At 44.4% G+C, this 14,294-nt stretch carries 12 protein-coding genes; all 12 read right to left on the bottom strand.

What is annotated here, in order from left to right; genetic code table 11:
* Positions 1-53 precede the first annotated feature (53 nt).
* The 12 genes from MKY63_RS10615 to opp4A all read right to left on the bottom strand — a co-directional run bounded on the left by MKY63_RS10615 (position 54) and on the right by opp4A (position 14,240).
* Entirely contained in the window at positions 54-1,601 is a 1,548-nt protein-coding gene (locus MKY63_RS10615) for a M23 family metallopeptidase (protein ID WP_076099794.1), read from the bottom strand.
* Between the two features lie 316 nt (positions 1,602-1,917).
* Positions 1,918-2,562 (bottom strand): hypothetical protein, encoded by a 645-nt coding sequence (locus MKY63_RS10610; RefSeq protein WP_036677811.1) that lies wholly within the window; start codon positions 2,560-2,562, stop codon positions 1,918-1,920.
* A 190-nt stretch (positions 2,563-2,752) separates the two neighbouring features.
* Complete coding sequence (locus MKY63_RS10605; RefSeq protein ID WP_036677809.1) at positions 2,753-4,039, bottom strand: adenylosuccinate synthase; 1,287 nt, start codon at positions 4,037-4,039, stop codon at positions 2,753-2,755.
* Positions 4,040-4,250: 211 nt separating this feature from the next.
* Positions 4,251-5,612, bottom strand: a complete 1,362-nt coding sequence (gene dnaB, locus MKY63_RS10600; RefSeq protein WP_339812736.1) for a replicative DNA helicase — start codon at positions 5,610-5,612, stop codon at positions 4,251-4,253.
* Between the two features lies 1 nt (position 5,613).
* Entirely contained in the window at positions 5,614-6,060 is a 447-nt protein-coding gene (rplI, locus tag MKY63_RS10595) for a 50S ribosomal protein L9 (protein WP_036677804.1), read from the bottom strand.
* Positions 6,057-8,063 carry a DHH family phosphoesterase gene (locus MKY63_RS10590; RefSeq protein WP_111506040.1) on the bottom strand — a complete coding sequence of 669 codons (2,007 nt, stop codon included), beginning with the start codon at positions 8,061-8,063 and terminating at the stop codon, positions 6,057-6,059. The genes rplI and MKY63_RS10590 overlap by 4 nt, the downstream gene beginning before the upstream one ends.
* Before the next feature lie 11 nt (positions 8,064-8,074).
* Positions 8,075-8,992, bottom strand: coding sequence for a DUF2232 domain-containing protein (locus MKY63_RS10585; protein ID WP_036677800.1), 918 nt, complete (start codon positions 8,990-8,992; stop codon positions 8,075-8,077).
* Between the two features lie 6 nt (positions 8,993-8,998).
* Positions 8,999-9,301, bottom strand: a complete 303-nt coding sequence (locus tag MKY63_RS10580) for a MazG-like family protein (protein WP_170914153.1) — start codon at positions 9,299-9,301, stop codon at positions 8,999-9,001.
* 223 nt (positions 9,302-9,524) lie between these two features.
* The gene (locus tag MKY63_RS10575; RefSeq protein WP_036677795.1) at positions 9,525-9,950 is read right to left on the bottom strand and encodes a CBS domain-containing protein; all 426 of its coding nucleotides are present in this window, start codon (positions 9,948-9,950) and stop codon (positions 9,525-9,527) included.
* A gap of 194 nt (positions 9,951-10,144) precedes the next feature.
* Positions 10,145-11,170, bottom strand: coding sequence for an LCP family protein (locus tag MKY63_RS10570; RefSeq protein ID WP_339812729.1), 1,026 nt, complete (start codon positions 11,168-11,170; stop codon positions 10,145-10,147).
* A 322-nt stretch (positions 11,171-11,492) separates the two neighbouring features.
* Positions 11,493-12,437: a D-alanyl-D-alanine carboxypeptidase family protein gene (locus MKY63_RS10565; protein ID WP_036677789.1), complete on the bottom strand. Its 945-nt coding sequence runs from the start codon at positions 12,435-12,437 to the stop codon at positions 11,493-11,495.
* An 84-nt stretch (positions 12,438-12,521) separates the two neighbouring features.
* Positions 12,522-14,240, bottom strand: a complete 1,719-nt coding sequence (gene opp4A, locus MKY63_RS10560) for an oligopeptide ABC transporter substrate-binding protein (RefSeq protein WP_339812725.1) — start codon at positions 14,238-14,240, stop codon at positions 12,522-12,524.
* Between the last annotated feature and the right edge of the window lie 54 nt (positions 14,241-14,294).

The raw sequence follows: 14,294 nt of genomic DNA, 5'->3' as shown, positions 1-14,294 counted from the left end.
AAAAAATAAAAACCGCCCGATTGAAATCGAGCAGTTAAAGGACAAAGTATGAATTATTGCAAATACTTCATTGGATTTACAGCAGTGCCATTCTTCCGAATCTCAAAATGCAGATGTGTACCCGTCGAACGTCCGGTGCTGCCCATTACGCCAATCTTGCCACCCTGCTCCAAGCGTTGGCCTGTAGAAACCGAGATGCTTTTTAAATGACCATAATAGGTCTGGTATCCGTTGCGATGATCTACAATAACTACATTCCCGTATCCACTCTGCACACCTGCAAAGATCACGGTCCCGGCATCAGAAGCTTTTATATTCCGATTGCTAGATACCATATCAATACCCTTATGGGCACGGCTCCAACGCTCGCCGAAGCTACTTGTCAGTGTCGCCCCGCTTACCGGCCAACTGAACATGCCTGTTCCTTCACCAACAACCTTCGTTCCCCGATAAACAACTTCTGGCAGCGAGGCTTGTATAACGGTCTGGCCTAACCATTCTTCTTGGACGACCGTACCATTTTCCTTCGTTACCCGATACTCCATTTCTTTAAGTCCAGTTTGCCCTGGACGAACGACTTTGCTTTTGCCTGCCGCTAGCTGATCGCTCGAACGCACAACCACTTCCGGCTCAGTCACTATTTGCTCAGTCACTTTTTCCACAGTTACTACTGTAACATCTGGTTGGGGTACCTTCAGCTTCAGTGTATCTCCAATCTTCAACGTCAGCTCTTTCACGTTAGGATTGTTACTATAAATCTCTTTTTGGGTGATTTCAAACCGTTTGGCAATCCCCGAAATCGTATCACCCTCTTGAACGGTATAAAGAAGGGGCGCCTCTTTACCTTCGGTAAGTGTCTGGACCGCTGCCTCCACATCCAACACTTTATTAGGATCTGCTTTGATAGGAACGATAGAAATATCTTCACTAATCTCTACCGACTCTACTTGCTCCGGAGTCTTCGCTTTTGCAGCAGATGAGCTGGAAGCAGCCGTTCTTGTTAGCTTACTAGCCGTCGTTGCTACTTCTGCTTGTGGGACATAATGATTTTTTACCCCTTCAAGCACTGCATTAGCAGTTTCCTGATCCTTAACTATGCCAACAGCCTTGCCATCTACCATCAATTGTACGCCTACCGCATAAGCCTTCAGCATTCCATCTAGTTTAGTAAGTGTCGCCTCACTATCAACTTCTGGCTTGTATGCCTTCTGCTCTTCTATTGTAATGCCCTCTGTTTGCAGCACCATGGTTGAATTCGGATATTTCTCCTGATATTCTCGTTGTTTCTTATCGTATAGCTGGTTAAGCTGCGTCTGATCGGTAAGTCTTCCGATTTCTTCACCCTTCACCAACACTTGATAATAGGTAACCGTGTTAGCAGCTACATACCTTTTCTCTGCTCCAACCAACACCGTAGCTAGAAGCACAAGGCCGACAGATCCCAAAATCCAAGCGCGCCGAAATCTGCGAGTACCTTTCTCTTGTTGAAAGTGTTTGGAGTCGTGATCGAAATTGTGGCTCTGTTGAACATTCGCCTCGGACTCTGCTGGATGTCCATCTTGCAGCTTGCTCATCCGACGCATGAACTTAAATCCCTTCATGAAACTCTCCCTTTCAGTCCGCTTTTACTTCCGACAAAAGCGGCCAAGCTAATTGTACGACCTCGATTATATAGATTACATCCATGTAAATTTCTGCGTATACTAGTGCTTAATTCCTGCTTCTAATGAACCTATAAAAAGGTTGTTAAGGAGGTTACAAAAAATTAACCTCTTGAGGTCCTTGTTTACTGTACCATAGCTTAGAGAAAAATTTCAACTTTAGACATAACAAAAAACCCGCCAAATACGCGGGTTTTTTGCGCAAATATGAAATTTTAACCTTTTTCATGTGTCTATAAAGTGACAATTACAAATGCTATTGCGTAGATTCTGTAGTTGGTGTAAGCATTTTCATTATGCTCTCATATTCGTCTGCATCAACATATTTTGCAATTACCTGCTGCAGCTCTTTAACCTCATCTTCTGTTAATCCATCCTCCATCGCTGTTGAAATTTTTGCCATCTCATCCTGGGGTAGTTTGGACATCAAAATATTGAATATATTTACCTTCTCTTCCGATGGAAGCTTATCTTTGAAGTCACTGAGTGCCTCAGGTGTCATTACTAATTGTTGGTCACCAACACTTCCACTTCCGTTATCAGCTGAACTTTCGGTTGTAACTTGCCCCATAACTGGTAAGGCATCAGTCGGAGTATTATCATCTACGGGCTCACCCTTGCCTTTAGCTGGCGAATCCGTGCTTTTGTCGGTCTCCTTGCTAACTGTACTCCCTGTGGTTACTTCTTTATTAGCTGTATCCGAGTCAGATTTGTTATCCATGCCAATAATGCTCCGAATCATTCCTCCAAATCCCGGACCGGGAGTATTCACTTTAATATCGAAGCTAGCCAGTACCGACTGAATATAAGCATTTACAACCACGCCCGTTGTTAGAATTGAAAGAGTGCTGGCAAGTACCACAATCAGACATACGCTAAGTGCACGCTTCACGATCTTCATCTTCATTTCTCCTCTCACCTATGTTCAAGTCTATCTGGTAGATCATGTACATGTTCTTCTATACATCCAGTATTGACTAGAACCGGCCTTGGGAAACGTCTAGGCATAAATCTAGGCCCCAAAAGAGAGAGATATAGTCCTCAGAACAAAAAAAAGAGCCTCTAACGAGGCTCCTTAGTATAACTAGGTTTTAGATATAAATTGGCAATACTTGATTCGTCTGCTCACGGTTACGACCCACTGAGAAGATAGCAATCGGAATACCCGTAAGCTCAGATACACGTTCAACATATCTGCGTGTATTGGCTGGAAGATCATCCAACGTTTTTGCAGAAGTAATATCTTCGCTCCAGCCTGGAAGCTCTTCATATACCGCTTCGCATTCTGCCAGCATTTTGAGGCTAGCAGGGTAATGAGTAATTACCTCACCACGGTATTTGTAGCCTGTGCAGATCTTCACAGTCTCAAGTCCGCTAAGTACATCCAGCGAGTTAAGAGATAGCCCTGTGATTCCACTTACACGACGAGCGTGACTCACAACTACACTGTCGAACCAGCCTACACGGCGCGCACGTCCGGTAACTGTGCCATATTCATGACCTGTTTCACGGATATAATCACCTGTTGCATCATTCAGTTCTGTAGGGAACGGGCCATCTCCAACACGAGTGGTATAGGCTTTTGCAACCCCAATAACCTGTTTGATTTTGGACGGTCCCACACCAGAACCTATGCATACCCCACCGGCAGATGGGTTGGATGAAGTAACAAACGGATACGTACCTTGATCGATATCAAGCATTACTCCTTGCGCACCTTCAAACAACACTTTGCGATCCGCATCAATGGCTTCATTAAGAATAACAGAGGTGTCTGTTACATAATTACGCAGCACTTCTGCATATTCCAGATATTGAGTCAGAATCTCTTCTACGTTAAGAGCTTCCGCACCATAGACCTGTGTAATCACTTGGTTCTTCTCTTGCATCAAGGGGCGGAGTCTCAGTTCGAATTCCTCAGCGTCCATCAAGTCAGCAATACGGATACCGTTGCGTGCTGCCTTATCCATATAACAAGGACCGATACCTTTACGTGTAGTACCAATCTTGTTCGGACCCTTACGGTCTTCTTCGAGAGCATCCAGCACCATATGGTATGGCATAATGACATGAGCACGATCACTGATCACTAAGTTCTTAGTGTCAAAACCGTTCTCGTGAATATAATTAATTTCTTGGATCAAGGCAGCCGGATTAATAACCATTCCGTTACCAATTACACAAGTTTTCTCTTTATAAAATACACCCGAAGGGATCAAGCTGAGCTTAAACTTCTCACCGTCAATCAGAATCGTGTGACCGGCATTATTGCCCCCTTGATAACGGGCGACCACATCTGCACTTTCCGCTAGAAAGTCAGTGATTTTCCCTTTACCTTCGTCTCCCCATTGTGTTCCCACGACGACTACCGTTGACATGTTCATTCCTCCGTAGGTGCTACTTAGCACCATTATTTTTCATAATATGGGCCCTATACGTCATTCTTATGTACGTGGCCCTCCGGACGCCAAGCAGATTTAACCCGCTAAAGGACAATTCTCAGTGTAACAGCGGTTTTTTTCAAAGTCAAATAAAACGAACGATTACACAAAGAAATGTGCAATCGTTCGGGAATTATACATGTCAGGTTTAACCAACAAAGGGTTCCGCATGTGCTCGCTCGTAGTTAACGAACTTGTTGAAATTTTTAAGAAAGACCAGTTCTACCGTGCCTACGGGACCATTACGCTGTTTAGCTATAATGATCTCAATAATATTCTTCTTCTCCGTATCTGCATTGTAATAATCATCACGATACAGAAACGCAACAATGTCGGCATCCTGCTCGATAGAACCCGATTCACGCAAGTCACTCATCATTGGACGTTTATCCTGACGCTGCTCTACACCCCGGCTTAACTGCGACAGAGCAATAACCGGAACATCCAGCTCACGAGCAATCTGCTTCAGTGTACGAGATATATCCGATACTTCCTGCTGACGGTTCTCTCCGCCTTTACCGCGGCCCTGAATGAGCTGCAAGTAGTCGATGACGATCATGCCAAGTCCTTTTTCCTTCTTCAGTCTCCGGCACTTTGCACGAATATCGGTTACCGTGATACCTGGTGTATCGTCGATATAAATCTCCGCTTCAGATAGAGACTGAATACCCATCGTCAGCTTGGACCAATCATCATCACTCTTGAAGTCACCGGTACGCATAATATTGGCATCTAAGTTGGCTTCAGCACAAATCATCCGCTGTACCAGCTGTGGCGCTGACATTTCCAGACTGAATATCGCAACAGTTTCTTTAGCGCGTACTGCCACGTTCTGTGCAATATTCAGGGCGAATGCAGTCTTACCAACAGATGGACGAGCCGCAACAATGATCAGATCGTTACGTTGGAATCCGTTAGTCATATGATCTAAATCCACAAATCCGGTTGGGATACCTGAGGTACCCCCCTTATTTTGATGAAGCAACTCAACCTTGTCGAACACTTCCATCAAGACATCGCGGATCGCAATAAATCCACTGCCGCTTCGCCGGTTGGAGATTTCAAGAATACGCCGCTCTGCATCACTCAGCATATCGGCTACATCTTCACCGCCAGTATAACCTTCGCTCACAATCTGCGTGGCTGTGCGAATCAAACGGCGCAGCATGGCTTTCTCTTCGATAATCTGGGCGTAGTATTCTACGTTAGCAGCAGTAGGCACGGCATGCGCCAGCTTAGCTAAGTAGCTAACACCACCAATATCTTCAAGCTCTCCTTTGTCCTGCAGTCTGGACGTAAGTGTAACAAGATCAATCGGCTGGCTCTCTTCTCCGAGCTGCACCATCGCCTCAAAAATCATTTGATGCGCTTTATCGTAGAAGTCTTCAGTATTCACCCGTTCCATTGCAGTAATGAGCGCTTCATCCTGCAACAGAACCGCACCAATTACCGCCTGCTCGGCTTCAAGATTCTGCGGGGGAACCCGATCGAAAAAGAGATCTCCACCCATGTTACTCCTCCGTTACCTCAACCTTAAGTGTGGCCTTTACTTCAGTATGCAATTTTACGCTTACTTGAAATACTCCTATATGGCGAATTGGCTCACCTAATTCAATCTTGCGCTTATCAATAGTAATTCCTTTGGTGGAAGCCAGTGTCTCAGCAATCTGTTTGCTTGTAATAGCGCCGAATAAACGTCCGCCTTCACCTGATTTTGCTTTCATTGTCAGTGTTAACTCGTCAAGCTTCTTACCCAATTGCTGTGCTTCTTCTTTTTCGTTATCTTTACGGCGTTGTTCAGCAGCTGCTTGATTCTCCAGCGTCTTCACGTTACCTTCCGTTGCCGGACGAACCAATCCACGTGGCAATAAGAAGTTGGAAGCATAACCTTCGGATACCTCTTTAACCTGACCTTTTTTACCTTGACCCTTAACATCTTTTATGAAAATGACCTTCATTCGAATAACCCCTCTTTCGATTCGATTTCCGCCAGCACCTGCAGTAATCTGGCTTCTGCTTCTTTACATGTTCCTTCAAGCTGTACTGCGGCATTGGACAGATGCCCACCGCCGCCTAATTTCTCCATCACGACCTGTACATTCATACGTCCGAGTGATCGGGCACTAATGCCAATCAGGCCGTCAGGCCGCTCGCTGATGACGAATGAAGCGACTACGTTGGTCATCCCAAGTAGCGTGTCCGCAGTCTGAGCAATAAGAAGCTGCGGGATTTTCATGCCTGGTGCCGTAACTACGAGCGCGATTTGGTCATACACCATTCGCGCATGTTTGATAATTTCGGCTTTGGAAATATACTCCTGTAAATCCTCCTTCAGCATGCGCTGAATAAGTACGGTATCGGCACCATTCCGGCGCAGGAAGCCTGCGGCCTCAAAGGTACGCGAACCCGTATGGAGCGCAAAGTGCTTTGTATCCACCGTGATCCCCGCTAACAACATTGTAGCATCCAGCGGACTGATCTTTACCTTCTCATGGATATACTGAAGCAGCTCTGTCACAAGCTCACAGGTCGATGAAGCGTAAGGTTCCAAATATACCAATACAGCATCATTAATGAACTCTTCACCTCTGCGGTGATGATCCACCACTACGATTCTGCTGGCATATTGTACTAGCCGCGGCTCCATCGTCATAGACGCCTTATGTGTATCCACAACAATAAGCAGGGTATGCTCTGTCATGATCTGTAGGGATTGCTCCGTTGTGATGAATGACTTATACAAATCGTCATCCTTACGAATCTGCTCCATCATGTTAGTTATCGATGGATTTGGAGTCTCCATCACAATGCTAGCCTCTACATTATACATCTGCGCAGCCCTTAACAGGCCGATTGCAGCACCCACAGCATCGATATCCGGTGTCCGATGACCGAGGATCAGCACACGATCGCTCTCCTGCATCAGATCCCGCAAAGCATGCGCAATGACCCGCGCCCGCACTCGGGTACGCTTCTCAGCAGCATTACTCTTGCCACCGTAGAAGGATAACCGTTGGCCTGCTTTTACAGCCGCCTGATCACCACCTCGGCCCAGCGCCATGTCTAGACTGGATTGGGCCAATGCCCCTAATTCACTTGCAGAGTCTGCGCCAAAGGCCAGACCAATACTCAGTGTCATAGGTACCTTGAGATCAGCAGTCATTTCTCTGACTTCATCTAGAATCACGAAGCGGCTCTCTTCCAACGCTTGCAGGCTACGATGATTAAGCAGCATTAGATAACGTTCCGAGGACAACCGCCGCAGATAAACCTCAAACTGCTTACTCCATTCAGTGATCTCACTCGTCACCTTAGCAATCAGCGAGGTTCGCTGTTGATCATCCATTCCTTGAGCGGATTCATCCAGGTTATCCATCATCACTATGCCGATCGCCAGCTTCTCATCCTCATACCGCTCACGTAACACCACAAGCTCAGTGATATCATACAAGTAAAGAATACGCTCACTCGGAATAATGACAGCTTGATAAAATCGTTCATCCACGGTGATCTCAAGGCGGGTGTCATGGAGCACACCTTCTTTGCCGACCTCCCGCTTACCCGCTGCAGCACCTGTAAAAAAAGACTGCAGATCAGGCAATAATTCTTGCAGTGATTCCCCAACTAAAGACTTGCGTGCGAAAATATCGCCGGCATAGCGGTTATTCCATTCCACCGTTCGATCCTCGCTAAACAGAATGATTCCAAGCGGCAGCATGCTGACTGCTTCGCCCTCTACCCGCTTAATGCGGAAAGACAGCCCATTAATATATTCCACCAGATTACGACGGAACGAGATCTCCGCTTTCAACATATAGAAGCATAAAGTACCTGACAGAAACAGGCCGGCGACCCCAAGCGCCCAGTTATAGACACTGACAATTATAATAAGGACCAACAGCAGCATGAACGCCCATACGGTATGATAGCCGTGCCAGCGTCTTTGCAGAAATTTAGGCATGAACTCTCACCCTATCGTTTCGATTTGGTCACATACTCCCGCAGTGGGAACGCAAGATCAATAATACCAATAATGCGCAGCGGCGGCAGTAAAATAACCGGTATCGCTAACAAAACGGCAGACATCTTGTTCCATTTGCGTTCATGCGCCAGGAAGAAGAAAAATCCGATGGCCTGAATCATAAAGCCAATTCGCAGCAATGGCAGAAGATTGGCAGAAATCATGAGGATGAAATTGTTCTCCGACCCTGAGAAGAAGAGCTGTAGAACAACACCAATCAGATAGTACCAAATAAACGATCTCGAAAGTCTCCATTCACGTGCAGGCTTCATCTTAGGCACTGCATAATTCATACTGTTCAGAATCGGGCGGGCAATAGCATGCGTAATCACAGCAATCATGAAGGAGCTTACGATTAGAGTCATAGGGATCATTTGGACCGTCATATGACTTATCTTGTTTACATCCTCAGTTGAAAATCCAATATCAGTGAGCAGAGGATTGGTAGTTCCGAGCTCGGACAGAGGTGAATTAACCATTTGCAATACATCGTTCACATAGGTAGACAGGTCAAAATTAAATAATGCCGTACCCAGCAGCAAAAGCAGCAGGAACTGTGCAAGAATCGTAACCGTACCTGCGATCACAGTAGACATAGCCGGGGCATGTCTTTTATACCAGCGCCCCATAACCAGAGCCGGTATTAAGAAATACGCAGCTATCAACAGATAAATTGGTGTAATCAAGCCTACAATCAGCAACACCGGCAATACATGCAGCACAAATTGTCTCGTGTTCAGTGTAGTAAACAACACTACTGCCGGAACAATCATAAACAGGGTAGTGATGATGAGGAGTGGAGTCGTTAAACTAAGCAGCAAAAGTAAGTATGCTACGCTCCAAGCCACAGATGACCAGCGAAATTTCAACAGTATTCACCTCTTACGCATATGTTCTTCTAAAGCAGATATATCTTGGTACCAATCTTCCAGTTGATGCCCTTCCTGCTTGTGCTTTCTAAGCTTCTCCAGTAGCAAGTCATCTAAAGAACGATAAGGAATCCCTAGTCTGCGGCCCAAAATATAAGAGCTCATAATCAAGCTAGCCAGACTGTCACCGACACGGGTAGTACTGCCTTCCCATAACGCTTTAAATAACCGTGAAACTTGATCAATCACTTCGGTTTTCAGCCATTCAATTACCTTGGCGCGCTTGGCTACATCCAGATCCTTCGGCACATTGGACACGTCTCTCTACCTCCGGCAAAAAGCTTTATTCTCCATTATAGCATAAAAAATTCGGTGTCACACTGGACGCCCCGCGCCCCTTAAGTATGCTTCAATCCATGCTGACTATGCCTCTTTTTGGAGAGGAGCTTTCTTTAAAAAAGACCCGCATTCCGTTATCGCCGGAAATACAGGCCTTGTTCCGATAGCTTCTATAACCGCGAATACACTGGGACTATAATGATTCCTGTGATTGTCTTGTTACAAATTTCTCGCAATACTCTATGACTTGACTCCGGCGAACAATTCCAATAAACCGGTTCATATCATCGACCACAGGTACAAAGTTCTGCACCTTAGCCAAATTAATTAGATCTTCCATATCCGCATCAATCGAGACCGGCTTGTTATTCATACGTAATGGAACGTCCTTCAGCAAAAATTTTGAAGCGTTCTCAAACGAAACCTTGCCCTCCGACTCTTTCATGTACCAGAGCAGATCACCTTCCGTTACCGTGCCGGCATACTCTCCATTACGGTTAAGAATCGGGACTGCTGTATAGCGGTGAAACTCCATCCTCTCAAGCGTTTGGCGCAGCGTAGAATCGAGCGTTACGCAGGCCACCTCCTGTTTCGGAAGTAAAAAAAATGCAATATTCATCTCTTGATCCTCCTCAAAGAGTTCCGAAGGAATTACGGTTCTTTAACTTCCTTTTACTGCCATGCCAATGTGATTATACGTAGCAGCTAAATAATAGTTCCAACTCATTATAACATGAAGACAGTAAGCAGCAGCCATGAGAATGTTTATGGCTGCTGCAATTTATTTATATGAGTTTAGCTTTCCAATTAGAATTACTGCGTAACTGCTTTTGCTTTGGGCTCGAGTGCATTACTTGCTTTTCCCGGCTCAATCAGTTGATCTACTGGTGTTCCTGCATTCATCCAATTATCAATCAGCGCCTTAGCTTCACGCAAATCCTCTTCATCAACGATATCATAATAAAGTCCGTCAATACGTTTTCCTTCGCCCATTACCGTAAAGCTTGAGATATCCATGTCTTTGCCGCCCATGAATTTCTTGGCCAGACTAATGATCATTGAAGGCTCTATATCGGTCTTAAAATTATCGCCCATAATATCCAGCAGCTTTGGAATATTGCCGATTTGGCTGATCGATAACATTTTATTAGCTACAACATCAATAAAAACCTGTTGGCGTTTGGTCCGGTTAAAGTCACTATCTTCACGGTAGCGTGTATAGTTAAGTGCTTCTTGACCGTTATAATTCGACTTTCCACCCTCGATCGTAAACTTTTCATGGTCCTTACCCTTGTTTACAATGTCCTTCTTGATTGGCAGCGGAACGCCTCCAATAGCATCAACGGCATCCTTGAGCCCTTGAAAGTTAATGGTGGCATAATACTGAATATCATGCTCCAGCAGTGCTTCCAGAGTATCCTTAGCCATTTGCTGCCCACCAAAAGCATAAGCATGGGTAATCTTATCTTTTTTATTATCGTTATGGCCAATAATCTCGGTATACGTATCACGTGGAATAGAAATAAGCAGAATTTTGTAATCCTCTGGGCGAACAACAGCATACATCATCGTGTCCGAACGTGCGGTTTCATTGTCGCGTTGATCAGTCCCGAGCAGCATCAGCGAAAATGGATCGCTTTTGTATACAACCGGCTCTGGCTTAACCTTATTCTCATCCTTAAGTGGCTGGTAAGATTCTTCTTTCAGCTTGCTTTCTACCCGATCGGACAAAAAGAGGTCAAAAGCTAATACGGCCAAAGAATTCCGAAAGAGAAAACCTCCCGCTATAATAACGACGAGAACAATTAGCGCAATGTATCTTTTCTTTATTTTTTTCATCTTTGATTCCTTCTTTATTGTAGAATAATTACACGTACCATATATTTACAATGCCTCCTGATCGTTCTCAGGCAGTCATGGTTTTATTTCTCTCGGCGACGAATTTACTGTCCCTTATTCCATTATCTTATTGTCCCCCCTTTCAGGAAATTCGGGTCATTCTAAATTATAGAAAAAAAGTTTTTTGCGTTTCTAAAATAATATGGGATAAAACAATATTTCTATTGTAATCACTAAATGGATAAAAAGAAACAACAAATACCGACATGAATAGGGAAAAAGCACCATACCAAGTAATAATTACTGGTATGATGCTCCAAATTTAACTTCGAATCCCAAGGGCATGTATAATATGTTTTACCCGTTCTCCATAATGTAAACCGCGGAAAAACCCATAATCGAACAATTTAGCAGCACCCTCAAATCGGCTGCCATAAGTCTCCGCCCCCATAACGACCGCAATAAGCCGGTGCCCCTCCCTCTGGGCTGATCCCGCAATACAATATCCCGTCTGGCTATCATATCCAGTCTTCAACCCATCTGCTCCATCGTATGCGTAAGCGCCGCCCATACCTGGAAGCATAAGGTTGCTATTACTAACATATAACCCTTTATCCTTTAATTGCATCTGTGTACGACCGGAAATATTCAGTACATCAGGATGATTATGGATTAGCGCAGCTGCCAATTTGGCTGTATCCCTCGCTGTCATCATCGTCTGGCCACCGATATGCGTAGGCTGACGAATGATACCAAGATCCTTGCTAGACAATCCAGAGGCGTTGGTAAATACCGTATTAGGAGATAAACCTAAACTACGTGCTCTATCATTCATCATAAGTACAAAAGAATCCTCTGATCCTGCCATATATTCTGCCAATGCAACTGCAGCATCATTAGCAGAATATATGGTGATGCCTTCGAATAGCTCCCTTACTGTATAGAAATCTCCTCGTTTTAATGAGAGACTCATACCTCCCATTTGACTGGCGTAAGCACTAATAGGGACTCTATCCTCCCACCTAAGGGTTCCAGAGGTTATGTGATCCAGCACAATCATTTCAGTCATTAATTTAGACACACTGGCCGGTGGCATAGGCACATCGCCGTTTATATTGACCCATATGTCTCCACTATCCATATCTAGCAGCACTGCTGAACCCGCGTCAATATCCGGTTTAAAGCCCAACTCGATAGGCCTCCACACCGTAATTAAGACAACGACTATCAAAGCTGCACCAGCCCATATTAATATCCGTCTCTTCATCGTTGTCATCCTCCATAATATATATGACGAATGAAACAGCAATTTGATTTCACTTTTTGCGTAATTTTTTTTATTTTTTTTAATTTAGTCCTTTATCCACCATTTATTAGGCTCAATTATGGAGCCCAAAGAATCAACACGCACACCTTGTAGACGTTTATTGACAGCAGTAATGCTTTCTCTTTCCGCAAAAAAGATCATTGGAACCTCTTCATTCACTAGCTTCTGCCATTCATAATAGATTTGTTGTCGATAATCTCTATCATACGCCTTCATACTTGTGCCATCGCGAATCAATTCTTCATTCCGCTCCGAGGACCAACGTGGGTAGTTCCACAAATCATTCTCTCTCCAGAGACCTGAAGGATCAGGATCATTAGCTAATCCCCATACCCCGTTAAACAACTCAATGGACGGATCATCAGCCTCTACTGCTTCATAGAAGGTGTTGAGCTCTTTTAACGCCCCACCATTAAGCTGCACATCAAGTCCCACATTTCGCCAATCCTCCAGAATAGCAGCAGTTCGTAACTCCGCTGAATGACTGCCTAGCATAGAATCATAATTAATAACTAACTTTTCTCCTTTTTGATCCTCACGCAGCCCATCTCCATCAACATCTACAAAACCAGCCTCATCAAGCAGCTGCTTCGCTTTTTCCGGATCATAGGGATACGTATTAATCTGACTATCAGGGATCTTCGCCCAGCTTGCACTGGAAACCGGAGTTTCTATAGGCTTGCCTAACCCATGAGAAAATGATTGAATGATCCCCTCCCGATCAAGTGCATAATACATCGCCTGACGTAATCTTTTATCCGTAAATTTAGGGTTATCCATTACGATTTTTTCAGCTTCACTATCCCAATACCCAAATTTAAACCCTATATACTCATAAGCAAGCTCATTTGATTGTAAAATATTAATATTATCGAGTTTACTCAACTTTTCATAAGTATCTCGTGGAGCATTCTCTATATCAATTACGCCTTGTTCAAACAGGCTGATGATTTCCTTGTCATCAAATACCTTATACAACACACCATCCAATAAAGCCTTACCTTTATAGTATTGATCAAAGCGCTTCATCTCCACCCGCTGGCCAGGTTCAATAAGGCTCACCTCAAAGGGGCCAATCCCAATCGGATTTTTTCGCATCTGATCACTCTCAGGCATATCCTTAACAGCGACTCCAGTATAATATTTTTTATTCATCGGATACGGCCATAGATTATCAATCGTATTTACGCGGGCAGCTGTCATTGTTATTTTCAAAGTATAAGGATCTATAACCTTAAGACCTGTTATATTCTTCGCCTCACCTTTATGATAGGCTTCTGCACCTTGAATCATTTCCACACTATAATAACGCGATCCGGTGTAGTCTGGACTAGCAATAGTCTCCATCGCAAATTTCCAGTCCTCTACGGTCAGTTCATCTCCATTATGCCAACGGATTCCCGGTTTGATTTTAAAGGTAAATATTCTATGATCCTCGGACTCCTGCCAAGTGGCGATATTAGGAACCGTTGATAAATCATCATCTATCGTAAACATGGCCTCAGTAATAAACTCCAGCACATGAAAATCATCTTCACCTTCATAAAAAGCAGGCTCAAAGAAGCCCATAAACGGCGATGAGTATCCATAAGTAACTACTCCGCCAGTCTGTGGCTTTTCGACCACCTCATTGTGATGTAAAGATAATGAATTACTGCTGGTACCTGCTCTGCTGCATGCTGACAATACAGTAGTCATCACGAGCATTGTTAACAAGAACCCGCATATCTTCTTATTCTTCATGTGTTCCTTCCCTTCTCTAGTTGAACGTATATCTACATCTAAGCTATGGAATAA

Source organism: Paenibacillus sp. FSL R7-0189 (genome assembly GCF_037969925.1).
Lineage (GTDB): Bacteria > Bacillota > Bacilli > Paenibacillales > Paenibacillaceae > Paenibacillus_AQ > Paenibacillus_AQ odorifer.
The sequence above is the reverse complement of the archived record's forward strand: the minus strand, read 5'-3'. Positions and strand labels throughout refer to the sequence as shown.

What these genes read in the sequence shown, in the direction of transcription:
- MKY63_RS10615 (WP_076099794.1), bottom strand. Translation starts at nt 1,601, where the DNA reads ATGAAGGGATTTAAGTTCATGCGTCGGATGAGCAAGCTGCAAGATGGA.
- MKY63_RS10610 (WP_036677811.1), bottom strand. Translation starts at nt 2,562, where the DNA reads ATGAAGATCGTGAAGCGTGCACTTAGCGTATGTCTGATTGTGGTACTT.
- MKY63_RS10605 (WP_036677809.1), bottom strand. Translation starts at nt 4,039, where the DNA reads ATGTCAACGGTAGTCGTCGTGGGAACACAATGGGGAGACGAAGGTAAA.
- dnaB (WP_339812736.1), bottom strand. Translation starts at nt 5,612, where the DNA reads ATGGGTGGAGATCTCTTTTTCGATCGGGTTCCCCCGCAGAATCTTGAA.
- rplI (WP_036677804.1), bottom strand. Translation starts at nt 6,060, where the DNA reads ATGAAGGTCATTTTCATAAAAGATGTTAAGGGTCAAGGTAAAAAAGGT.
- MKY63_RS10590 (WP_111506040.1), bottom strand. Translation starts at nt 8,063, where the DNA reads ATGCCTAAATTTCTGCAAAGACGCTGGCACGGCTATCATACCGTATGG.
- MKY63_RS10575 (WP_036677795.1), bottom strand. Translation starts at nt 9,950, where the DNA reads ATGAATATTGCATTTTTTTTACTTCCGAAACAGGAGGTGGCCTGCGTA.
- MKY63_RS10570 (WP_339812729.1), bottom strand. Translation starts at nt 11,170, where the DNA reads ATGAAAAAAATAAAGAAAAGATACATTGCGCTAATTGTTCTCGTCGTT.
- MKY63_RS10565 (WP_036677789.1), bottom strand. Translation starts at nt 12,437, where the DNA reads ATGAAGAGACGGATATTAATATGGGCTGGTGCAGCTTTGATAGTCGTT.
- opp4A (WP_339812725.1), bottom strand. Translation starts at nt 14,240, where the DNA reads ATGAAGAATAAGAAGATATGCGGGTTCTTGTTAACAATGCTCGTGATG.